Source organism: Pseudomonas sp. MF4836, assembly GCF_002018875.1.
In the GTDB taxonomy this organism is placed as follows: Bacteria; Pseudomonadota; Gammaproteobacteria; order Pseudomonadales; family Pseudomonadaceae; genus Aquipseudomonas.
In genome coordinates this window covers 76,172-98,692 of the sequence record NZ_MVOL01000008.1, presented here as the reverse complement: position 1 = coordinate 98,692, position 22,521 = coordinate 76,172, and the positions used below count along the sequence as shown (strand labels likewise).

Annotated in this window: 25 protein-coding genes; 12 read left to right on the top strand and 13 right to left on the bottom strand. The window is 64.5% G+C overall.

Annotation, left to right across the window (positions count from 1 at the left end):
* Positions 1-67 precede the first annotated feature (67 nt).
* The 5 genes from MF4836_RS19355 (at position 68) to MF4836_RS19335 (ending at position 7,736) form a co-directional block, all read left to right on the top strand.
* On the top strand, positions 68-2,485 hold the full coding sequence (locus MF4836_RS19355) for a TonB-dependent siderophore receptor (RefSeq protein ID WP_078471608.1): 2,418 nt from the start codon (positions 68-70) through the stop codon (positions 2,483-2,485).
* Positions 2,486-2,638: 153 nt separating this feature from the next.
* Positions 2,639-2,881, top strand: a complete 243-nt coding sequence (locus MF4836_RS19350) for an exodeoxyribonuclease VII small subunit (RefSeq protein ID WP_011063724.1) — start codon at positions 2,639-2,641, stop codon at positions 2,879-2,881.
* On the top strand, positions 2,878-3,765 hold the full coding sequence (ispA, locus tag MF4836_RS19345; RefSeq protein WP_020295225.1) for a (2E,6E)-farnesyl diphosphate synthase: 888 nt from the start codon (positions 2,878-2,880) through the stop codon (positions 3,763-3,765). The genes MF4836_RS19350 and ispA overlap by 4 nt, the downstream gene beginning before the upstream one ends.
* Before the next feature lie 112 nt (positions 3,766-3,877).
* A complete protein-coding gene (gene dxs / locus MF4836_RS19340; protein ID WP_078471607.1) occupies positions 3,878-5,776 on the top strand; it encodes a 1-deoxy-D-xylulose-5-phosphate synthase in 1,899 nt (632 codons plus the stop codon).
* A gap of 103 nt (positions 5,777-5,879) precedes the next feature.
* On the top strand, positions 5,880-7,736 hold the full coding sequence (locus MF4836_RS19335; protein WP_078471606.1) for a TonB-dependent receptor plug domain-containing protein: 1,857 nt from the start codon (positions 5,880-5,882) through the stop codon (positions 7,734-7,736).
* Between the two features lie 170 nt (positions 7,737-7,906).
* Here the strand turns inward: MF4836_RS19335 and MF4836_RS19330 are convergent, their stop codons facing one another.
* From MF4836_RS19330 to nrdR, 12 genes are all read right to left on the bottom strand, one after another.
* Positions 7,907-8,704 (bottom strand): cobalamin-binding protein, encoded by a 798-nt coding sequence (locus tag MF4836_RS19330; protein WP_078471605.1) that lies wholly within the window; start codon positions 8,702-8,704, stop codon positions 7,907-7,909.
* Positions 8,704-9,123, bottom strand: a complete 420-nt coding sequence (locus tag MF4836_RS19325) for an MFS transporter (protein ID WP_078471604.1) — start codon at positions 9,121-9,123, stop codon at positions 8,704-8,706. Before MF4836_RS19325 ends, MF4836_RS19330 begins: the two co-directional genes overlap by 1 nt.
* A complete protein-coding gene (gene ribA / locus MF4836_RS19320) occupies positions 9,120-9,737 on the bottom strand; it encodes a GTP cyclohydrolase II (RefSeq protein WP_020295220.1) in 618 nt (205 codons plus the stop codon). The genes MF4836_RS19325 and ribA overlap by 4 nt, the downstream gene beginning before the upstream one ends.
* Before the next feature lie 113 nt (positions 9,738-9,850).
* Complete coding sequence (locus tag MF4836_RS19315; RefSeq protein WP_078471603.1) at positions 9,851-10,606, bottom strand: substrate-binding periplasmic protein; 756 nt, start codon at positions 10,604-10,606, stop codon at positions 9,851-9,853.
* An 11-nt stretch (positions 10,607-10,617) separates the two neighbouring features.
* Entirely contained in the window at positions 10,618-11,121 is a 504-nt protein-coding gene (locus tag MF4836_RS19310) for a phosphatidylglycerophosphatase A family protein (protein WP_078471602.1), read from the bottom strand.
* Complete coding sequence (thiL, locus tag MF4836_RS19305; protein ID WP_078471601.1) at positions 11,118-12,083, bottom strand: thiamine-phosphate kinase; 966 nt, start codon at positions 12,081-12,083, stop codon at positions 11,118-11,120. The genes MF4836_RS19310 and thiL overlap by 4 nt, the downstream gene beginning before the upstream one ends.
* Positions 12,084-12,101: 18 nt before the next feature.
* The gene (nusB, locus tag MF4836_RS19300; RefSeq protein WP_020295216.1) at positions 12,102-12,602 is read right to left on the bottom strand and encodes a transcription antitermination factor NusB; all 501 of its coding nucleotides are present in this window, start codon (positions 12,600-12,602) and stop codon (positions 12,102-12,104) included.
* Positions 12,599-13,075 carry a 6,7-dimethyl-8-ribityllumazine synthase gene (gene ribH / locus MF4836_RS19295; RefSeq protein ID WP_028944446.1) on the bottom strand — a complete coding sequence of 159 codons (477 nt, stop codon included), beginning with the start codon at positions 13,073-13,075 and terminating at the stop codon, positions 12,599-12,601. Before ribH ends, nusB begins: the two co-directional genes overlap by 4 nt.
* Before the next feature lie 91 nt (positions 13,076-13,166).
* The gene (gene ribBA, locus MF4836_RS19290; RefSeq protein ID WP_020295214.1) at positions 13,167-14,258 is read right to left on the bottom strand and encodes a bifunctional 3,4-dihydroxy-2-butanone-4-phosphate synthase/GTP cyclohydrolase II; all 1,092 of its coding nucleotides are present in this window, start codon (positions 14,256-14,258) and stop codon (positions 13,167-13,169) included.
* A gap of 16 nt (positions 14,259-14,274) precedes the next feature.
* Entirely contained in the window at positions 14,275-14,949 is a 675-nt protein-coding gene (locus MF4836_RS19285; protein ID WP_020295213.1) for a riboflavin synthase, read from the bottom strand.
* Between the two features lie 46 nt (positions 14,950-14,995).
* Positions 14,996-16,129 (bottom strand): bifunctional diaminohydroxyphosphoribosylaminopyrimidine deaminase/5-amino-6-(5-phosphoribosylamino)uracil reductase RibD, encoded by a 1,134-nt coding sequence (gene ribD, locus MF4836_RS19280; protein WP_078471600.1) that lies wholly within the window; start codon positions 16,127-16,129, stop codon positions 14,996-14,998.
* On the bottom strand, positions 16,126-16,590 hold the full coding sequence (gene nrdR / locus MF4836_RS19275) for a transcriptional regulator NrdR (RefSeq protein ID WP_013694316.1): 465 nt from the start codon (positions 16,588-16,590) through the stop codon (positions 16,126-16,128). Before nrdR ends, ribD begins: the two co-directional genes overlap by 4 nt.
* A 129-nt stretch (positions 16,591-16,719) precedes the next feature.
* Between nrdR and MF4836_RS19270 the strand changes: the two genes are divergently transcribed.
* From MF4836_RS19270 to trxA, 3 genes are all read left to right on the top strand, one after another.
* Positions 16,720-17,178: a hypothetical protein gene (locus tag MF4836_RS19270; protein ID WP_078471599.1), complete on the top strand. Its 459-nt coding sequence runs from the start codon at positions 16,720-16,722 to the stop codon at positions 17,176-17,178.
* Positions 17,175-17,840, top strand: coding sequence for a class I SAM-dependent methyltransferase (locus MF4836_RS19265; RefSeq protein WP_078471598.1), 666 nt, complete (start codon positions 17,175-17,177; stop codon positions 17,838-17,840). The genes MF4836_RS19270 and MF4836_RS19265 overlap by 4 nt, the downstream gene beginning before the upstream one ends.
* A 69-nt stretch (positions 17,841-17,909) precedes the next feature.
* Entirely contained in the window at positions 17,910-18,782 is an 873-nt protein-coding gene (gene trxA, locus MF4836_RS19260) for a thioredoxin (RefSeq protein WP_078471597.1), read from the top strand.
* Here trxA and MF4836_RS19255 read toward each other — a convergent pair.
* Positions 18,776-19,126, bottom strand: coding sequence for a hypothetical protein (locus MF4836_RS19255; protein WP_078471596.1), 351 nt, complete (start codon positions 19,124-19,126; stop codon positions 18,776-18,778). The two genes, trxA and MF4836_RS19255, sit on opposite strands and share 7 nt — an antisense overlap.
* Before the next feature lie 133 nt (positions 19,127-19,259).
* On the opposite strand from MF4836_RS19255, the gene MF4836_RS19250 reads away from it, so the two are divergent.
* From MF4836_RS19250 to MF4836_RS19235, 4 genes are all read left to right on the top strand, one after another.
* Positions 19,260-19,892 carry a DUF2796 domain-containing protein gene (locus tag MF4836_RS19250; protein ID WP_078471595.1) on the top strand — a complete coding sequence of 211 codons (633 nt, stop codon included), beginning with the start codon at positions 19,260-19,262 and terminating at the stop codon, positions 19,890-19,892.
* Positions 19,893-19,971: 79 nt separating this feature from the next.
* Positions 19,972-20,682: an ABC transporter ATP-binding protein gene (locus MF4836_RS19245; protein ID WP_078471594.1), complete on the top strand. Its 711-nt coding sequence runs from the start codon at positions 19,972-19,974 to the stop codon at positions 20,680-20,682.
* A gap of 1 nt (position 20,683) precedes the next feature.
* A complete protein-coding gene (locus MF4836_RS19240; protein ID WP_078471593.1) occupies positions 20,684-21,949 on the top strand; it encodes an ABC transporter permease in 1,266 nt (421 codons plus the stop codon).
* A gap of 11 nt (positions 21,950-21,960) precedes the next feature.
* Complete coding sequence (locus MF4836_RS19235; RefSeq protein ID WP_078471592.1) at positions 21,961-22,479, top strand: DUF3299 domain-containing protein; 519 nt, start codon at positions 21,961-21,963, stop codon at positions 22,477-22,479.
* Positions 22,480-22,521: the final 42 nt, after the last annotated feature.

Sequence of the window (22,521 nt, the reverse complement as noted above, 5' to 3'; positions counted from 1 at the left end):
GTTTTGCCGTCTCATTCGATTTAGCTGGTGACAACGGCTTTGCGCCCCTATCAGCAAGGAACACAACATGTCACCACGCACCCCTTATTCCCTGCGCGTCAGCGCGCGGCCACTGACGCTGGCCATTTCCCTGGCCCTGGGCGCAACCGCCACGCTGTCCTTCGCCGCCCCCGAGCAGAGCGCCGAGCGCACGCAGGGCCAGGCGTTCGATATCCCCGCCGGTCCACTGACACCGCAATTGAACCTGCTGGCATCCCAGGCCGGGATCTACCTGGCCGGCGATGCCAGCCTGAGTGCCGGCAAGACCGGGCCGGCCCTGAAGGGCCACTACCCGGTGGACCAGGCGCTGCAGATCCTGCTCGCCAGCAGCGGCCTGGAAGCGGTGCCTACCGGTGGCCAGCGCTATCAGCTGCAAGCCCGGCCGGCTGCCGCAGGCGCCCTGGAACTGGGGGCCACCAGCATTTCCGGCAAGGCCCCGGGCTCGACCACCGAAGGCACCGGGCTCTACACCACCTATTCCTCCAGCAGCTCGACCCGGCTGAACCTGACGCAGAAAGAAACCCCGCAATCGCTGACCGTCATCACCCGTCAGCGCCTGGATGACCAGCGCCTGAACAACCTCACCGAGGTCATGGAGGCCACGCCGGGGATTGCCGTGTCCCGGGTCGGGGTCGGCGCGGAAAACGACACGTACTGGTCCCGCGGGTTTCAGATCAACAACTTCGAGATCGACGGCATCCCCACGTCGCCGCGCCTGGCCAACTTCTCCCAGGGCATGGCCATGTACGACCGGGTGGAAGTGGTACGCGGCGCCACGGGGCTGATCAGCGGCTCGGGCACGCCGTCGGCCACCATCAACATGATTCGCAAGCGCCCGACCGCCGAGGCGCAGGCCAGCGTCACCGTCGAAGCCGGAAGCTGGGACCGTTATGGCACCGGCATGGATGTATCGGGCCCGCTAACCGACAGCGGCAATGTGCGCGGTCGGCTGGTGCTCGACTACAAGACCCAGAACTCCTGGGTTGATCGCTACAAGCAGCAGAACCAGTTGTTCTACGGCATCACCGAGTTCGACCTGAGCGAGGCCACGCTGCTGTCGGTGGGCTTCAGCTACCTCAAGAGCAACGCCGATTCGCCGCTGCGCACCGGCTTGCAGTCGTATTTCAGCAACGGCGTGAAGACCGACTTCAAGCGTTCGGCCAGCAGTTCGCCGGACTGGTCCTACTACGACCAGGCGCGCAGCAACTTCTTCACCTCGCTGGAACACCGGTTCGACAACGGCTGGAGTGCCAAGATCGAGCTGGGACACAGCGAGTACAGGTTCGACGAACTGATCAACTACATGAATGGCGAGATCGACCAGGCGACCGGCACTGGCGCCTACATGTTCCCCAATCGCTGGGCGGGGACGCCCCGGGAAAACAACCTCGATGCCTATGTCAGCGGGCCGTTCAGCCTGTTCGGCCGCGAACATGAGCTGATCACCGGGGTCACCCTCTCGCGCTACCGGGAAAGTGTTCCGGAGTACGGCGGCTGGATCGGTCCATGGACCGGCTACGACGGCAACATCGGCAGCATCTACGGCTGGAACGGCAAAGGTAACCGCCCGGACACCACGCAGATGGGCAAGTCGGTGATCGAAGAAAACCAGTACGCGGCCTACATGACCACCCGCCTGCACGTCACCGACCAGACTGCACTGATCCTCGGCGGCCGGGTGACTGACTGGAAACGCAGCAGCGAAAACAACGGCAATGACGGCAGCAGCACGCGCAATCAGGAAACCCGCAACGGCATCTTTCTGCCGTATGCCGGCCTGGTCTACGACCTGAACGACACCTGGTCGCTGTATGGCAGCTACACCAAGATCTTCAATCCCCAGGCCTACGGCGTGAAAGACAGCAGCGGCAAGCCCCTGGAGCCGCAGCAAGGCACGGGTTACGAAGTCGGGGTCAAGGGCAGTTTCTACGACGACAAGCTCAACGCCAGCCTGGCCCTGTTCAAGCTGGATCAGGACAACCTCGCGGTGTTTACCGGGGTATTCGATACCTATACCGCCGAACAGGGCACCACCACCAAGGGCCTGGAAATGGAGCTCAACGGGGAACTGGGCGAAGGCTGGCAAGCCTCGGCCGGCTACGCCTACAGCATCAGCACCGACCAGAACGACGAACGCATCGTCACCAACATTCCGCGCCACAGCCTCAAGACCTTTACCTCCTATCGCCTGCCGGGGGCCTGGGACAAGCTGACGGTGGGCGGCGGCGTCAATTGGCAGAGCAAGATCGGCCAGGACCTGCATCAGTTCCAGCAAGGCAGCTACGCCCTGACCAACCTCATGGCCCGCTACCAGATCGACCAGCACCTGAGTGCTTCGCTTAACGTCAACAACCTGTTCGACCGCACCTATTACACCTACGCCGACAACTGGAGCGTGTACGGTGCACCGCGCAATGTCATGACCAGCCTCAAATACGACTTCTGACCCCCGCCCCCTTCAGCCGGCTCCCAACAACCGAGCCGGCACTACACCGCCCGGCGGCGGCCTGGAACCTGTCGCTGCGGGGCCTGTCGATTTGCCCGAAACCCCTCTGTCTGCTAGTGTCGCGCCGGTTTAACGTCAACCGAGATAGCCGCCATGGCCCGCAAAAAAGCTGCCCTAGATTTCGAACAATCCCTCGCTGACCTGCAAACGCTGGTCGAGCGGCTGGAGAACGGCGAGCTGTCGCTGGAAGACTCGTTGACCGCCTTTGAACAAGGCATCGGCCTGACCCGTGACTGCCAGGCCGCCCTGGCCCAGGCCGAACAAAAAGTCCAGATCCTGCTGGAGCGCGATGGCGAACTGGCGGAACAACCTTTCGATGCGGAACAACCCGAATGATTGCCGCCTATCAGGCCAGCAGTCAGGCCCGGGTCAATGAAGCCCTGCAAACCCTGTTCGTCGCGCCGAGCCCGGAGTTGTCGCGGCTCTACGAAGCCATGCGCTACAGCGTGATGAATGGCGGCAAACGCGTACGCCCGCTGCTGGCCTACGCGGCCTGTGAAGCCCTGGGCGGCCAGCCTGGGCAAGCCAACGGCGCGGCCTGCGCGGTGGAACTGATTCACGCCTATTCCCTGGTGCACGACGATTTGCCGGCAATGGACGACGACGACCTGCGTCGCGGCCAGCCCACCACGCACAAGGCCTTCGACGAAGCCTGCGCGATTCTTGCTGGCGACGGCTTGCAGAGCCTGGCCTTCAGCGCCCTGCTCGACCCGCGCCTGAGCGATTCGAGCGCCGAGATCCGCTTGCAGATGGTCAGCGCCCTGGCCCTGGCGGCAGGCCCGGCGGGCATGGTCGGCGGTCAGGCGATCGACCTCGGTTCGGTCGGCCTCAAGCTGGACCAGAAAGCTCTGGAATACATGCACCGGCACAAGACCGGCGCGCTGATCGAGGCCAGCGTCAAGCTCGGCGCCCTGGCCAGTGGCAAGGCTGAGAAAGACGAACTCAAGTCCCTGCAGAACTACGCCCAGGCCATCGGCCTGGCGTTCCAGGTGCAGGACGACATCCTCGACGTCGAAAGCGATACCGCCACCCTGGGCAAACGCCAGGGCGCCGATATTGCCCGCGACAAGCCGACTTACCCGTCGCTGCTGGGCCTGGAGGCGGCCAAGGAGTACGCCCTGGAACTGCGCGACCAGGCGCTGCACGCGCTGCGACCCTTTGACGCGGCAGCCGAGCCCCTGCGGGAGTTGGCCCGGTATATCGTCGAACGGCGCAGCTGATCGACCTCAGACAGTTCCGAGTGCATATCAGCCAAGTTCCGCGCTCTGCGTGGGCAGCATGCGATGCATCAGGTAAACTGCCGCCTCTTCTATACCTATAACGATTCGCCTGATGCCCACGACGTTTCATGAGATTCCCCGCAAACGCCCGACCACGCCTTTGCTCGACCGTGCCGACACGCCGGCGGGCCTTCGTCGGTTAGGCGAAGCCGAGCTGGAAACCCTGGCCGATGAGTTGCGCCTGGAATTGCTCTACACGGTCGGCCAGACCGGTGGGCACTTCGGCGCCGGCCTGGGCGTGATCGAACTGACCATCGCGCTGCATTACGTGTTCGACACCCCGGACGACCGGCTGGTGTGGGACGTGGGTCACCAGGCTTATCCACACAAGATCCTGACCGGTCGTCGCGAGCGCATGGCCAGCCTGCGCCAGAAAGACGGCCTGGCCGCCTTCCCGCGGCGCTCCGAGAGCGAGTACGACACCTTTGGCGTCGGTCACTCCAGCACCTCGATCAGCGCCGCGCTGGGCATGGCCATCGCCGCCCGCCTGCAGAACAGCGAGCGTAAGGCCATCGCAGTAATCGGCGACGGTGCCCTGACCGCCGGCATGGCTTTCGAGGCGCTGAACCACGCGCCGGAAGTCGACGCCAACATGCTGGTGATCCTCAACGACAACGACATGTCGATCTCGCGCAATGTCGGCGGCCTGTCCAATTACCTGGCCAAGATCCTCTCCAGCCGCACCTACGCCAGCATGCGCGAGGGCAGCAAGAAGGTCCTGTCGCGCCTGCCCGGGGCCTGGGAAATCGCCCGCCGCACCGAAGAATATGCCAAGGGCATGCTGGTTCCCGGGACCCTGTTCGAAGAACTGGGCTGGAACTACATCGGCCCCATCGACGGCCATGACCTGCCGACCCTGATTGCCACCCTGCGCAACATGCGCGACCTCAAGGGTCCGCAGTTCCTGCACGTGGTGACCAAGAAGGGCAAGGGCTTCGCCCCGGCGGAAGTCGATCCGATCGGCTACCACGCCATCACCAAGCTCGAACCCCTGGATGCCCCGGCCGCTACGCCGAAGAAATCCAGCGGCCCAAAATACTCCGGCGTATTCGGCGAGTGGCTGTGCGACATGGCGGCCGCCGACCCGCGCCTGGTGGGCATTACCCCGGCGATGAAGGAAGGCTCCGACCTGGTGGCTTTCAGCGAGCGTTTCCCGCTGCGCTACTTCGACGTGGCGATTGCCGAGCAACACGCGGTGACCCTGGCAGCGGGCATGGCCTGCGAAGGCGCCAAGCCGGTGGTGGCGATTTATTCGACCTTCCTCCAGCGCGGCTATGACCAGTTGATCCACGACGTGGCGGTGCAGAATCTCGATGTACTGTTCGCCATCGACCGTGCCGGCCTGGTAGGCGAAGACGGCCCGACCCACGCCGGCAGCTTCGACCTGTCGTTCCTGCGCTGCATCCCCGGCATGCTGGTGATGACCCCGAGTGACGAAAACGAGCTGCGCAAGATGCTCAGCACCGGCCACCTGTACAACGGCCCGGCAGCCGTGCGCTACCCACGAGGCAACGGCCCGAACACACCGATCGACAAAGACCTGGAACCGATCGAGATCGGCAAGGGCGTGATTCGCCGCCAGGGCAGCAAGGTGGCCTTGCTGGTGTTCGGCGTGCAATTGGCCGAAGCCTTGCAAGTTGCCGAAACCCTGGACGCCACCGTGGTCGACATGCGTTTCGTCAAACCCCTGGATGAAGCCCTGGTCCGCGAGATCGCCGGCAGCCACGAGCTGCTGGTGACCATCGAGGAGAACGCCATCATGGGCGGCGCCGGTGGTGCGGTCAGCGAATTCCTGGCCCGGGAAAACATCCTCAAGTCGATGCTGCACTTGGGCCTGCCCGACGCCTATGTCGAACACGCCAAACCGGCGCAGATGCTTGCCGAATGTGGCCTGGACCAAGCCGGCATCGAAGCCTCGGTGCGCCAGCGCCTGCAGTTGATGGGGCTGTGACTCGGCACTGATGAGTGCTCCGCTCTCGTGGCGGGGAGCTTGCTCCCTCGCCACAAGAGCAGATTGCTCCACCCTCTGTTCAAGGAGCCATCGGCGCAACGCCATGAAATTCTCGCCCCTCGCCCTGCCCCTGCTGCTACTGCCCGGCGCCGACATGCTGGCCGCCACCCCCGATCGTGACCAGGCCCTGAAACTGCCGGACATGCTGATCAGCGCCAACCGTCAGGTCCAGGCGCGCAACGACAGCAGCGCCGCCAATACAGTGTTTACCCGCGACGACATCGAACGCCTGCAACCCACCAGCCTGACCGACTTGCTGCAACGGGTGCCTGGGGTCCAGGTGGCGCCCGGCGGCGGTCGGACCAGCCTGCCCAATATCCTGATTCGCGGCACCAATTCCGCGCAGAGCCTGGTGCTGGTCGACGGCCAGCGCATCAGCAGCTCCAGCTCCGGCGACAGCAACCTGCAATTTCTCAACGTCGAGCAGATCGAACGGGTGGAAGTGCTGCGCGGCTCACGCTCGGTGATCTATGGCAGCGACGCGATTGGCGGGGTGATCCAGATTTTTACCCGGCGCGGCACCGAGGCGGGACTGCAACCGCGCCTGCGCCTGGGGTTTGGCAGCAATCAAAGCTGGGAGCGCAGCCTGGGCCTGTCCGGCGGCGACCAGCAGACGCGCTTCAGTCTCGGTGCCAGCCTGGATGAGACCGCCGGCATCGACTCGACCGGCCCCTCGTTTCCGGCCGACGCCGACCACGATGCCTACCGCAACAAATCCCTGAGCCTGACCCTCAGCCACGCCTTGAGCGATGAGACTGAAGTGGGCCTGAACCTCCTGGATAGCCGCGGCAAAAGCGAGTACGACAACCCCTTCGGCCCGCAACAGCAGCCCTACACCGACTTCAACCTGAGCAGCATCGGCAGCTACCTCGACAGCGACGTCACTGAAAACTGGCACTCGCGAGTCGAGTTTGGGCATGTCGAAAACCGTGATTTCAAAGGCGACAAGCTGAGTGACGAACGCAGCACGTTCAACACCTACCGCAACTCGCTCAACTGGCAGAACGACCTGAGCCTGGACCAGCAGAACAGCCTGATCCTAGGCGCGGACTGGTACGAGGATCATCTCAACACCAGCACCGCCTTCGCCGAGGACAGCCGCTGGAACCGCGCGGCCTTTATCCAGCACCGTTTCCAGGGCGAGGGCTTCTCGACGGAGCTGGGCCTGCGCCGGGACCAGAATCAGCAGTACGGCAGCCAGAACACCTGGAGCGCCACTTTTACCCTGCCGCTGAACCCGGACAACGAGCTGCTGCTGTCCTACAGCGAAGGCTTTCGCGCGCCGAACTTCAGCGACCTCTACTACCCGGGCTACGACAACCCCGAGCTCAAGCCCGAACATTCGAAAACTTATGAGCTGCAATGGCGCAGCCAACTGAGCGACAGCAGCAGCCTGGAAGCCTCGCTGTACCGCACCGATATCCGGGACGCGATCACCCCTGACAGCCAATATCGCCCGCAGAATATCGGCGCCGCGCGGATCAACGGGTTCGAGGCCGCCTTCAAGCAGGAGCTGTTCGGCTGGCGGGGCAACCTCGGGCTGGCGGTGATCGATCCTCGGGACCGTGACAGCGGCCACACCCTGAACCGCCGCGCCCGGCGCACCTTGAGCCTGGACCTGGATCGACAATTCGACCGCCTGGGGCTCGGCGCCAGCTGGCAAGCCGTCAGCGGCAGTTACAACGACATGGCGAACAAGGATCCGATCCCAGGCTACGGCCTGCTCGGCCTGCGCAGCAGTTGGGCCCTGAGCCGCGAGATCAAGCTCGACCTGAAACTCGACAACCTGCTGGACAAGACCTACAGCCGCTCGCTCTACAGCTATTCAGGAAGCCAATACGGCTACCGCGAAGAAGGCCGGACCTGGATGTTTGGCGTGACCTGGACACCCGAACTCTAGAACGGCTCAAGCGGCCTCCTGCACGGCAGACGTGGCAAGGGAGCTTGCTCCCGCTGGAGTGCGCGCACTCCCAAGCCGGACACATCACAGTGCCAGGTTTGGGGCCGCTTCGCGCCGGAACGCCAGCCCGGCCCAGCGGCAGCAAACTCCCTCGCCACAACAAAAAGCCCTCAACGTTCCGGAGCGATCAGCTCGCATAGCCTGCCGGTCGCCGCCAGCATCTGTCCACTTGGCCGCTCCAGGCCCTTGTCCAGCACCAACAACAGACGGCCCTGGGCCACGGCGGCGATCTGTGGCCAGGCCTTCCAGCTGTCCAGCTGGCTCTGCGTGGTGGCCAGGATCGCCTGCGGATTGCGCTGCAACACTGACTCGATGCTGACTTGCGGTGCCGGCAGCGGCAGGTCGGCAAACACATTGCGCGCCCCGCACACGCTCATGGCGTCGCTGATGATCTGCTGGCCGCCCACGGTGTACAGCGGCTGGTCCCAGACCTGATAGAACACCGGCAGCGGCTGCTCCCGGTGATAACGCCGGCGCAACCCGGCCAGTTGCGCACTCAACTGCGCCGCCCGCTCGCGCCCGGCCTGGGGGCGGCCGAGGCGCTCGCCGATCTCGGCGATCTGCGCAATCAGCTGTTGGAAATCATGGGGCTCGGCAACATACGTGGGAATGCCCAGGCGCGCCAGCTGGTCGCGCTGCGCCGGGCCGACACTGCCGGGCCAGAGCAGCAGCAAGTCCGGCTTGAGGCTGAGCAGGCGCTCCATGTCGAGCTGGCCATAACGGCCCACCGACGGCAGATGCTGCAACGCCGGTGGACGCTCGCCGGCATCCAGCACCCCCACCAGCAAATCGGCGGCGCCCAGCTCGACGACAATTTCCGAGAGCGATGGCGCCAGGCTGACGACCCGCTCCACCGCCAGCGTCGAGCCGCTGGCCAGCAGCCACAGGACAGCCAGCCAGCAGCGCATCAGCCGAGCTGGCGAGGAATACGGTAGAGGTAGAACAGCACCGCCGTGGACAGGGCCAGCAGCATCAGCGGCACGGCTTCCAGGCCGACAAAGACCGCCAGGGCACCGATCCAGGCCGGCAACGCCGCCACCAGGAAGGCCACGCGGCGGCGGGCTGCCAGGGTGAGCCAGGCAGCCGGTTCTTCAGGGGTATCGAGGGCTTTCTGGGTGGCGATCAAGGCGCGCTTGTAGCCATTGAAGAAGCGCAGGCTGACAAACATCGAGGCCACGCCGGCGATAAAGAACGGCATCGCCAGCACCGGCAAAATCGCCTCGCTCTGGCCAAACACCGCGTTGATCACAAACAACGGCAACAGGGCCAGGGCCAGGTACTGCCACCAACTGACCGCCAGGCGCCGCCGAACTTGGCCCCGGGTCACGCCGGATCCGCCTCGCTCTGGTGCTCGTTGCCCATCATGTGGTCGAGCTTGCTGGCCTTGGTCGCCAGGTACAGTTTGTTGTGCGGGTTGTGCCCGGTGTGCAGCGGCACGCGCTCGGCCACCTGGATGCCCATCTCGGTCAAGGCTTTGACCTTGCGTGGGTTGTTGGTCATCAGGCGCAGGGACTTGACCCCCAGGTGCTCGAGCATCGGCAGGCAAATGGCGTAGTCACGCTGATCAGCGGCAAAACCCAGGCGCTCGTTGGCTTCAACGGTGTCGGCGCCGCCGTCTTGCAGCTCGTAGGCGCGGATCTTGTTCAGCAAGCCAATGCCACGGCCTTCCTGACGCAGGTACAACAGGACGCCACGGCCTTCGCGAGCGATCGCCTGCAACGCGGCTTCCAATTGCGAGCCGCAGTCACAGCGCTGGCTGAACAGGGCATCACCGGTCAGGCATTCGGAGTGCAGGCGTCCGAGGACCGGGGCGCCATCGGCAATGTCGCCCAGGCTGAGCACGACGTGCTCGCGACCGGTGGCTTCATCGAGAAAACCGTGCATGGTGAATTGCGCAAACGGGGTTGGCAGCTTGGAAGCGGCGACAAAAACGACGGGCACCGTTGTGCTCCTGATCTGGATGGGGACTGGAGATTCGCAGAGGCGGCATTGTAACAGCAGCTTTCGGCAGACGCTTAGGCTGAATTATCGGTGATAAAGATCAAGAAGTTTGATCAGCGGGCAATCGCATCGAGGTTCGCGTCGAACGGATACGGTTGCTTCCAGCGCTCGAAAATCGCGCGCAGGCGGCCGTTCTTGACCAATTCTTCCATGCGCCGATCGAACATCTCACTCAAGGCACGGCCCCGCTCGCTGTTGGCGAACCCCAGGTACAACGGCAGTTCGGCCAGGTGCGAACGTTTGAACAACGACGGGTCCTTGGCCTGGCTGAGGACATAATCGACCTCGGTCAGGGCATCGATGTAGTAGTCGGCGCGGCTGTAGCTGAGCATGGGCAGGATGCCGATACGGCGGCGAATCTCGTTGAAACGCTGCACATTCGGCAAGTACTCCTGGTACTTGTAGCCACGGACCCAGACCAGCCGATAGCTGCCCAGGGTCGCCAGGGTCGGTTCCGGATTGGCGGCCAGCCCCAAGGCATAGATGTGATCGGTGTCGTAATGCCAGCGGGGGTAGATCACCCCCGGCGCCTCGCCTTTGTAGGAGCCGACCTGGGCGTCCACCTCGGCCCGCTGCACCAGCCCCACCGAGCGCATGTACGGCACGCTGTGGATCTCGAGCTTGACCCCTTCGGCCTGGAACACCTCCCGCAGGATATCCCAGGCCATGCCCCGGCCATCGGCTTCGGTGTAATCGTTCCACTCTTCGCTGGCCAGATGGATCTCGGTGAGAACCGGCGACGGCTCCACGGCCCGAACCCCGCAGGTCCAGAGACAGAGTAAAACCACCAGCCAGCGGCTAGAAGCCATGCCTTAATCCCTCAAGTGAAGCACCACACCAGTCCTTGCATCGCCAGCCAGGCGAAGACCCCAGCCAACACGTCATCAAGCATGATGCCGACGCCGCCGTGCACATGCCGGTCGATCCAGCGAATCGGCCAGGGCTTGAGGATGTCAAAGAAGCGGAACATCAGGAACCCCGCCAGCAGCCAGTACCAGCCTTCGGGTACCAGCCACAGGGTGATCCACATGCCGACCATTTCGTCCCAGACGATGCCTTCGTGGTCGTGTACCCGCAGATCGTCGGCCACTTTGCCACACAGCCAGAAGCCGAACAGCATGGTGATGCCGAGCATCAGCCAGTAGCCCCAGTCCGGCAGCATCTGCCACAACGGGATAAACGGTAGCGCAACCAGCGAGCCCCAGGTGCCGGGAGCCTTGGGCAAGGTTCCCGAACCAAAGCCGAAAGCCAGGAAGTGCCAAGGATTGCGCCATACCGATGGCGGCACGAACTCGGCCGGAACCTGCTTGGGATGATCTGTCACGGTGTCTCCCGAAAATGTTGATAACCCCGGACGCCCGGGGTGATGTCTTGGCCGGCGGCATCCAGCAGGGTCACGCCCTGCCCGGCCACGACCCGGCCGACCACGTGCACCGGCCAGCCGTCAGCCAGCAACGGCGGCAGCTCGGCAGGGGGCAGAGTGAACGCCAGCACATAATCGTCACCGCCACTGAGGGCGGCAACCCGGGCGGCATTCTCACCGAGAAAGCCCAGCAATGCCCGGGACATCGGCAGCTTTTCACTTTCGATCAGCAAGCCGACAGCTGAAGCCAGGGCGATGTGCCCGCAATCGGCCAACAGCCCATCGGAAATATCCAACGCCGCGCTGGCCTTGCCCCGCAATGCCTGGCCCAGGGCCAGTTGCGGTTGCGGCGACCAGTAGTGAGCCAGCAGCGGTTCGGCGATGGCCGGTTCGGCGCTGCGCTGGCCCAGCACCAGGGGCAAGGCCCCGGCGGCATTCCCCAACTCGCCGCCGACGCACAGCAGGTCGCCGGGTTGCGCGCCGCTGCGAGTCAGGGCCTGGCCGACCGGCACGCGGCCGAAGACGGTCAGGGTCAGCGCCAGCGGTCCGCGGGTGGTGTCGCCGCCCACCAACTGCACCCCACAGCTCTGCGCCATGGCATTCAAGCCACGGGCATAGCGTTGCAGCCAATCGGCTTCGACCGTCGGCAGTGTCAGGGCAAGGGTAAATGCGAGGGGACTGGCGCCCATGGCTGCCAGGTCGCTGACTGCCACCGCCAGCGAACGCTGGCCGAGCAGAAAGGGATCACAGGGGTCGGCAAAATGCACGCCGGCCACCAGGGTATCGGTGGACACTGCCAACTGCTCGCCAAACGGCACGGCCAGCAAGGCGCAGTCGTCGCCGATCCCCAGTGCAACGCCCTCGCCGCCCTGCGCACAAGGCGCGGCAGCGAAGAAGTTACGGATCAGCTCAAACTCGCCCATGGCAGCTGCAAGCGCGAATCAGCGCTTGAACGCCTTCACTTCAGCTTCACGCAAGCGTGGGGCCAGTTTGTCGAGTACGCCGTTGACGAACTTGTGGCCGTCGGTGGAACCGAAAACCTTGGCCAGCTCGATACCTTCGTTGATCACAACGCGGTATGGCACGTCGACGCGCTTGAGCAGTTCCCAGGTGGAGAGGCGCAGGACCGCCAGCTCGACCGGGTCCAACTCGTCGATGGTGATGTCCAGGCAAGGCACGAGAGCGCTGTCGATCTCACCCTTGTGGGCTGGAACTCCGTGAAGGATCTCGCGGAAGTAGGCACCGTCGATGTCGGTGAAATCGTTGTCGACCCGAAACTGCGCTTCGATCTCGTTCAGCGAGTGCTTGGCCATGTGCCATTGGTACAGCGCCTGAGTCGCGAGCTGACGGGCTTCGCGGCGCTTGGCGCTCTTGGATGGCTTGCCAGCGTCCGCAGGCTTGGGATCGCGCGGGTTGAAACGATCGCTTTCGTCGCTAATCACTTGGCCTCCAACTGCGCCAGCAGGCTGACCATTTCCAGGGCGGACAGGGCAGCTTCAGCACCTTTGTTGCCGGCCTTGGTGCCGGAACGCTCGATGGCTTGTTCGATGGAGTCAACGGTCAGCACGCCGAACGCAACCGGTACGCCGAACTCCATGGACACCTGGGCCAGGCCCTTGGTGCATTCGCCAGCCACGTATTCGAAGTGCGGAGTGCCGCCACGAATGACCGCGCCCAGGGCGATGATTGCCGCGTATTCGCTTTGCTGCGCGACTTTCTGCGCAACCAGCGGAATCTCGAAGGCGCCAGGTGCGCGGATGATGGTGATGTCGCTTTCGCTCACACCGTGGCGAACCAGGGCGTCAACGGCACCGCTGACCAGGCTTTCAACGACGAAGCTGTTGAAGCGGCCGACCACCAGGGCGTAGCGGCCTTTAGGGGCGATGAAGGTACCTTCGATGGTCTTCAGGGTCATTCGACAAATCTCTTAAAGAGCCAGAGCGCGCTCGGTGCGCGCCCTTCAGTGATATTTGAACCGCGAATTTCAAGCCGGAAACGACCAGCCTTTATTCGGAGGGCACGTATTCTACAACTTCCAGGTCGAAACCGGATATCGCATTAAACTTCATGGGTGCACTCATCAGGCGCATTTTGCGTACGCCCAGGTCCCGCAGGATCTGCGAACCGGCACCAACGATGCTGTAGGTGGTCGGTTTTTTCGCCGGAATGTGCTCGGCGGTTTCGCGGATGTGCGCCAGCAGCACGTCGCCATCCAGCGGGTGACCCAGCAGCAGCACGACGCCGCTGCCGGCCTCGGCCACCGTGGCCATGGCCGCGCGCAGGCTCCAGCGGCCGGGCTGCTTGACCATCAGCAGGTCGCGCAGCGGGTCCATGTTGTGCACCCGGACCAGGGTCGGTTGTTCGGCGCAGATCTCGCCCAGGGTCAGTGCCATGTGCACGTCGCCTTCCACTGAATCACGATAGGTCACCAGGTTGAACTGGCCCAGTTCGCTGTCCAGCGGCTGCTCGGCAATCCGCTGAACGGTACGTTCGTGGATCATCCGGTAGTGAATCAGGTCGGCGATGGTGCCGATCTTGATGTTGTGCTCGGCGGCGAAGGCTTCCAGCTCGGTGCGACGGGACATGGTGCCGTCGTCATTCATCACTTCGCAGATCACCCCGCTTGGCTCGAAACCGGCCATGCGCGCCAGGTCGCAGGCAGCTTCGGTGTGGCCGGCGCGAGCCAGGGTGCCGCCCGGCTGGGCCATCAGCGGGAAGATGTGGCCGGGGCTGACGATGTCTTCAGCCTTGGCATCCTTGGCGGCAGCGGCCTGCACGGTACGCGCGCGGTCGGCGGCGGAGATGCCGGTGGTCACGCCTTCGGTGGCCTCGATGGAAACGGTGAACTTGGTGCCGAACCCGGAGCCGTTGCGCGGCGCCATCAACGGCAGCTTGAGCAGTTCGCAGCGCTCGCGGCTCATGGGCATGCAGATCAGGCCACGGGCGTGCTTGGCCATGAAGTTGATGTGTTCGGCCTTGCAGCACTCGGCAGCCATGATCAGGTCGCCTTCGTTCTCGCGGTCTTCGTCATCCATGAGGATGACCATCTTGCCTTGGCGGATGTCTTCAACCAGTTCTTCGATGCTGTTGAGCGCCACGCGGCACCCCCTTGGGTCAGGATTTGAGGTAGCCGTTGGCGGCCAGAAAGCTTTCGGTAATGTTGCCCTGGCCTTGAGCAAGGCTCGACTCCGCGGCCTTGTCCCCCAGCAGCAGACGCTCCAGGTAACGGGCCAGCAGGTCGACTTCCAGGTTCACCCGACGCCCAGGCTGGTACGAAGCCATGATGGTCTCGCTCAGGGTGTGGGGGATGATCGTCAGCAGGAACTCGGCGCCGTCCACGGCGTTCACGGTCAGGCTGGTGCCGTCGACGGTGATCGAGCCCTTGTGCGCGATGTACTTGGCCAATTCCTTGGGAGCGCGGATGCGAAACTCCACGGCCCGGGCGTTTTCAGTGCGGGCAACCACTTCGCCGACACCGTCGACGTGGCCGCTGACCAGATGTCCGCCGAGACGGGTGGTCGGGGTCAGGGCTTTTTCCAGGTTGACCGGGCTGCCGGTCTTGAGGTCGTTCATGGCGGTGCAGTCGAGGGTTTCGCGACTGACATCGGCCAGGAACCCATTGCCGGGCAATTCCACGGCGGTCAGGCAGACGCCGTTCACCGCGATGCTGTCGCCCAGTTTGACGTCGGCCAGGTCAAGCTTGCCGGTTTCTACGTAGACCCGCACATCTCCGCCTTTTGGGGTCAATGCACGGATGCTGCCGATGGATTCGATGATGCCTGTAAACATGGAGTCCTCCTCGAGAACGGGTCCGCCGCTCGGCGAAAGCCGGCGATTATACGCTCGTCGCCGGCCGAGGAATGGCAGTGACTCGCCAGTCATCGCCGACAGCGCGCATGTCAATGATCTGCAGCAAAGGCGCCTCGCTCATCTGCGCCAGGGGCCAGTCGAGCAGCGGCCGGGCCGTGGAGCCGAGAAACTTGCCGGCGACGAAGATCTGGTACTCATCCACCAGGCCCTGCTGGGCAAAGGCGCCGGCCAGGCTCGGGCCGGCTTCCACCAGCACCTCGTTGACGCCGCGGGCGGCCAGCTGGCGCAGCAACTGGTGCAGGTCGACCTGGCCGTCAACGCCGGGCACGATCAGGCATTCCGGACCGTTGGCGTACTGTTCTTCCACGGCGACACAGGTGGCGACCAGCGCCGGGCCGGCCTTGAAGAACGGCGCATCCAGCGGCACCCGCAGGCGGCCATCGATCAATACCCGCAGCGGTGGGCGGCTCATGGCCAGGGCCGTCTGCTCCGGGTCCAGCCCCAGTTCGGCGGCGCGCACGGTCAGCCGCGCGCCGTCGGCCAGCACGGTGTCGGCGCCGGTCAGGACCACGCTGGCCTGGGCCCGCAAACGCTGGACCGCGGAACGCGCCGCCGGGCCGGTGATCCACTGGCTCTCGCCACTGGCCATGGCGGTACGCCCGTCCAGGCTCATGGCCAGCTTGACCCGCACAAACGGCAAACCCTGTTCCATGCGTTTCAGAAAGCCCTGGTTGAGGGCCCGCGCCTCGCCTTCCAGCACACCGCTGGCAATGGCGATGCCGGCCTGGGCCAGGCGCTGCATGCCGCGCCCGGCCACTTCCGGGTTGGGGTCCTGCATCGCCGCGACCACCCGCGCCACGCCGGCACCGACCAGGGCATCGGCGCACGGCGGGGTACGGCCGTAATGGCTGCAGGGTTCGAGGGTGACGTAGGCCGTGGCCCCCCGGGCGTTGACGCCGGCGGCGCGCAAGGCATGCACTTCGGCATGGGGCTCGCCGGCCCGCTCGTGCCAGCCTTCACCGACGATCTGCCCGTCACGCACGATGACGCAACCGACACGGGGGTTGGGGTGGGTGCTGTAGTGGCCTTTGCGGGCCAGTTCCAGAGCGCGCGCCATGTAATGGGCGTCGAGTACGGCCTGCTCGGAGGAGGTGTTCATTCCTTGACCGGCTCGCGGGCCAGGCGGTCGATTTCTTCGCGGAACTCGTTGAGGTCCTGGAAGCGTCGGTAGACCGAAGCGAAACGGATATAGGCGACTTCATCGAGCTTCTGCAACTCGGCCATCACCAGTTCACCCACCACCAGCGACTTGACCTCGCGCTCGCCCGTGGCCCGCAGCTTGTGCTTGATGTGCACCAGCGCGGCTTCGAGGCGTTCGACACTGACCGGGCGTTTTTCCAGGGCGCGCTGCATTCCGGCGCGCAGTTTTTCTTCGTCGAACGGCTGGCGGCTGCCATCGGTCTTGATCAGGCGCGGCAACACCAGTTCGGCGGTTTCGAAGGTGGTGAAACGCTCACCACAGGCCAGGCATTCACGCCGGCGGCGGACCTGCTCGCCTTCGGCGACCAGTCGCGAGTCGATGACCTTGGTGTCGTTGGCACCGCAGAAGGGACAGTGCATGGTGGCAGGCAACAAAAAATGGGAGGGCCATGGTAGCGCATCCCACTGGCAAGACAAGCCATAGCCTTTACGGTATACAGACCGACTATTATGTTTCGCACATGGAATTTCGCCCTGTTGGAGCTTCACATGCCGTTACGACCGCTCGTTTTGCTCAGCCTTTTCAGCCTGCTGGTCGCCTGCAGCAGCGATACCCCAAAGCCCGCGGCCCCCGCCCCCAGCTCGCAGCAAACGGTAAAAAAAGCCCAGGAAGCCACCGACCTCGGCCCTTTGCCGGCCTATCAGCGTGAACTGAGCGGCACCCTGGATGGGGTGCCGGCCGGCGCGGAAGTCGAACTGGCGCTGCTGGTGATCGACGAGCGCGGGCGGCCGCAGCGCCTGCTGGCCAACAGCAATCTGATCGGCACCGGCAAGATCCTGCCGTTTCGCCTGCGTTTCAACCCGGAAGCCTTCCCCGCCGGTGCGCGGGTCGAGTTGCGTGGCCGCGCCAGCCAATCCGGGCAACTGATCCTGCACCTGCCGGCGCGACGGGTCGAGCAGGCCACCACCCAGGCCCTGGGCCAGCTGCAGTTCGTCAAAGCACCATGACCCCACCGCTCGACCTGCAACAGGCCCTGAGCGAGCTGCTCGGCGATGCGCAACTGGTGGCCTGCGGGCTGCCGCAGACCGAGCTGCGACTCTGGCTGATCGACGCCGACAACATGGACCGCGCCTTCACCCCGGAAGAAACCCGCCGCATTCTCCACGAGCCGCCGTACTGGAGCTTCTGCTGGGCCAGCGGCCTGGCCCTGGCGCGCTACCTGGCCGAGCACCCGCAGTGGGTGCGAGGCAAGCGGGTCCTGGACTTTGGCGCCGGCTCGGGAGTCGCGGGGATTGCCGCCGCCAAGGCTGGCGCGCTGGAAGTGGTGGCCTGCGACCTCGACCCGCTGGCCATCGCCGCCTGCCAGGCCAATGCCGAGCTCAATGACGTGCAACTGAGCTACTCCACGGATTTTTTTGCCGAGGCCGATCGTTTCGACCTGATCCTGGTGGCCGACGTGCTCTATGACCGGGCCAACCTGCCGCTGCTGGACCAGTTCCTCAGCCGTGGCCGCCAGGCGCTGGTGGCCGACTCGCGGGTCAAGGATTTCCAGCATCCGCTCTATCAGCGCCTGGGCATGCTGCATGCCCTGACCCTGCCGGACCTGGCCGAACCCTGGGAGTTTCGCGATGTGAGCCTGTATCACGCACAGCGCCCCGGCGAGCCGTAGCGGCTGACGCTTCCGGCTACCCCCCGGCACCCTTTATAGTTGCCCCATTCCCGCTTTTCGAGATTCCCCATGAGCCAGGACACGCCGTACATCTTCGACGCCAGCACTGCCGACTTCGACCAGTCGGTGATCGAAAACTCGTTCCACAAGCCGGTGCTGGTGGATTTCTGGGCCGAATGGTGCGCGCCCTGCAAGGCGCTGATGCCCATGCTGCAGCAAATTGCCGAGAGCTATCAGGGCGAACTGCTGCTGGCCAAGGTCAATTGCGATATCGAGCCGGACATCGTCGCCCGCTTCGGCATTCGCAGCCTGCCGACCGTGGTGCTGTTCAAGGACGGCCAGCCGGTCGACGGCTTTGCTGGCGCACAACCTGAGTCCGCGGTCCGCGCCATGCTCGAACCCCATGTGCAGATGCCGCCACCGGCCGCCGCCGACCCGCTGGAGCAGGCCGAGGCGCTGTTTGCCGAAGGCCGGATCGCCGATGCCGAAGCCGTCCTCACGGCCCTGCTTGGTGAAGACAACAGCAACGCCAAGGCGCTGATTCTCTATGCCCGCTGCCTGGCCGAGCGCGGCGAACTGGACGAAGCCCAGACCGTGCTCGACGCGGTCAAAAGCGATGAGCACAAAGCCGCGCTGGCCGGGGCCAAGGCCCAGATCACCTTCCTCAAGCAAGCCGCTGATCTGCCGGACGCCGCCGACCTCAAGGCGCGCCTGGCGCAAAACCCGCAGGACGATGAGGCCATCTACCAACTGGCGATCCAGCAACTGGCACGCCAGCAGTACGACGCCGCGCTGGACGCCCTGCTCAAGCTGTTTATCCGTAACCGCAGCTACAACGAAGGTCTGCCGCACAAGACCTTGCTGCAAGTGTTCGAACTGCTGGGCAACGATCACCCGCTGGTGACCACCTACCGCCGCAAGCTGTTCGCCGCCCTCTACTGAGCCTGTTGCACCCAGCTGTAGAGCGGCGTATCGGCGCCGCTCACCACCTTGACCTCGGCGCAATGGCGCAGGCGCACCAACAGGCGCTTGCCCGCCGCGGCGCTGCCGGTCAGGCCTTCGAGTTGTTCCAGCAGGTCCGGGCCACTGAGCTGCCCGGCCTTGCGCAGCAGATCCTTGGCGATCAGCCACAGCGCGTCATCCTGATTCACCGGCTTGGCCGGCGTGGCTGCGGTTTCAGGCTTGCTCGCCTGCAACTGCGCGCCCAACTGCGCCCAGTCGCCGGCGTCCAGCTCCAGGGTCAAATCCACCGGCCAGTCGCCGATGCTTCCACGAATTCGCAACATTGCTCTGCTCCGGAATATTTCTGACGAGCATGCTCCCACGCGTCTTGCGCAACGCCAAGCAGGCGGGCAAACTCTGCGGTCAATCGTTATAAGATTACATAACATTTATTTCATCTTCGCCCGGAGTCTTGCCATGCGCCGTCTGCTTCTCGCCTTGCCGTTCGCCCTGTTGCCGCTGGCCATCGCCCAGGCCGCCGAGGTCCATGACCACGACCATGAACACGAGCACGAGCACGAGCACGGCAGCCTCGGAGCCCATGAACATGGGGTCGGGCGACTGAATGCCGCCCTTGACGGCAAGACCCTGGAGCTGGAGCTGGAAAGCCCGGCGATGAATCTGGTGGGCTTCGAACATGTGGCCAGCAGCGACGCCGACAAGGCCAAGGTCGCCGCCGCCCGCGCCCAGCTGGAACAGCCGCTGGTGCTGTTCAGCCTGCCCAAGGCCGCCGGATGCGTCGTGGCCAAGCAGGAGCTGGAAAGCCCGCTGTTCGGCGACAAGCCGGATGCCGATGACCACGACGAAGATGAAGACCACGACGAAGACGCCAAGGACGCCGATGGTCACGAGCACCACCACGAGCACAGCGAGATCCACGCCCATTACCAGTTCACCTGTGCCAAGCCCGAAGCCTTGAAAAATCTTGATTTGACTCAGGTGTTCAAGACCTTCCCCGCCACCCTGAAAATTCAGGTACAACTCATCTCGCCCGCGGGCCAGCAAGGTGTCGAAGCCACTGCCAAGGCCGCCACCAGCCTGAAGTTCTGACGGTTGCCGCCGCTGCCGCGCAGGTCGTCACCTGCGGCGGCGGCCATGCACCATTACTCATTTTCTTGACCGGCCCACCATGACCCAAGCACTTATCGAACTGTCCGACCTGAGCTTCAGCTGGCCCGGGCATCCGCAGTTGCTAGACATCCCGGCGTTTCGCCTGGAAGCCGGCGCAACCCTGTTCCTCAAGGGCCCCAGCGGCAGCGGCAAGACCACTCTGCTGGGCCTGCTAGGCGGCGTGCAGAAACCCGACCACGGCAGCATCCGCCTGCTGGGCCAGGAACTGACCGAACTCTCGGCCGGCGCCCGCGACCGTTTTCGGGTCGATCACACCGGCTACATCTTCCAGCAGTTCAACCTGCTGCCGTTCCTCTCGGTACGGGAAAACGTCGAGCTGCCCTGCCACTTTTCCAAACTGCGCGCCAGCCGCGCCGCACAGCGCCATGGCAGCGTCGACCAGGCTGCCGCCACCCTGCTGGCGCACCTGGGCCTGAAGGACCCGGAGTTGCTCAATCGCCGCGCCGACTCGCTGTCCATCGGCCAGCAGCAACGGGTGGCCGCGGCGCGCGCGCTGATCGGCCAGCCGGAACTGGTGATCGCCGATGAGCCGACTTCGGCCCTCGACTACGATGCCCGCGAAGCCTTTATCCGCCTGCTGTTCGCCGAATGCCGCGAGGCCGGGGCCAGCCTGCTGTTTGTCAGCCATGACCAGAGCCTGGCGCCCCTGTTCGATCGCAACCTGTCGCTGGCCGAACTCAATCGCGCCGCCACGCCCGCAGAGGTCTGAGATGTATTTGTTCCGTCTAGCCATGGCCAGCCTGGCTAACCGCCGCTTTACCGCGATCCTCACCGCCTTCGCCATCGCCCTCTCGGTGTGCCTGCTGCTGGCGGTGGAACGGGTGCGCACCGAAGCCCGTAGCAGTTTTGCCAGCACCATCAGCGGCACCGACCTGATCGTCGGCGCCCGCTCCGGTTCGGTGAACCTGTTGCTGTATTGGGTGTTCCGCATCGGCAACGCCACCAACAACATCCGCTGGGACAGCTTCGAGCACTTCGCCAACAGCCCGAAAGTGAAGTGGGCAATCCCGATTTCCCTGGGCGACTCCCACCGCGGCTATCGGGTGATGGGCACCACCGAGGCCTACTTCGAGCATTACCAGTACGGGCATCAGCAGCGGTTGCAACTGGCCAGCGGCCGCGCCTTCGCCAGCGACCCGTTCGAAGTGGTGCTGGGGGCTGAAGTCGCCGACGCCCTGCATTACAAACTGGGGGACAAACTGGTGCTGGCCCACGGTGTGGCGGCCATCAGCCTGGTCAAGCACGACGACAAGCCGTTCAGCGTGGTCGGCATCCTCAAGCGCACCGGCACCCCGGTGGACCGCACGCTGCACATCAGCCTGGGTGGCATGGAAGCGATTCACATCGACTGGCACAACGGCGTGCCGGCCCAGGGCGCCGGGCGCATCAGCGCCGACCAGGCCCGCAACATGGACCTCACGCCGCAAGCCATCACCGCCTTTATGCTCGGGCTCAACAGCAAGATCGCGACCTTTGCCGTGCAGCGCGAGATCAATGAATTTCGCGGCGAGCCGATGCTGGCGATCCTCCCCGGCGTGGCGCTGCAAGAGTTGTGGAGCCTGATGGGCACCGCTGAAAAAGCACTGTTCGTGGTCTCGCTGTTTGTGGTCCTGACCGGCTTGATCGGCATGCTTACCGCGATTCTCACCAGCCTCAACGAGCGCCGGCGGGAGATGGCGATCCTGCGTTCGGTGGGCGCCCGCCCTTGGCATATCGCCACCTTGCTGGTGCTGGAGGCTTTCGCCCTGGCGCTGTTCGGGGTGCTCGCCGGGCTCGGCCTGCTGTACCTGTGCATTGCCGTGGCCCAGGGCTACGTGCAGTCGACCTACGGCCTGTACCTGCCGCTGGCCTGGCCCAGCGAGTATGAGTGGACGCTGCTCGGGGGTATCCTGATCGCCGCGCTGCTGATGGGCAGCGTGCCGGCCTGGCGTGCCTACCGGCAGTCCCTGGCCGATGGCCTGTCCATTCGTTTATGAGGAATCGATTCATGCCCCGCGCCTTGCTTGCGCTGTTGCTGCTGGTGGCCATGCCCCTGTGGGCAGCGGCGCCCAGAGAACTGACCTGGTCGGAGATGATCCCGCCGGACGCGCCAGCGGAAGTACCGAACATGCAGCCGCTGCATGACCTGTCGCAAATGAGCGATGCCCTGGCTGCCGAGTCCGCTCCGGCAGCCAAACAGGACATGCCCAACGCGCCGGTGGTCAACAGCCTCGACGGCCAGTCGATCCGCCTGCCGGGTTATATCGTGCCGCTGGAAGTCAGCGAGGAAGGGCGCACCACCGAGTTTTTGCTGGTGCCCTACTTCGGCGCCTGCATCCACGTGCCGCCGCCACCGTCGAACCAGATCGTGCATGTCAAAAGCGAGGTCGGGGTCAAGCTCGAAGAGCTGTACCAGCCTTACTGGATCGAAGGTGCCATGCAGGTCAAGGCCTCCACCAGCGAGCTGGCAGACGCCGGGTATCAGATGGATGCACAGAAGATCTACGTCTACGAATTGCCCGAGTGAGGCATCCGCACGAACAACCGGACACAGAGTAAGGGCAAACAG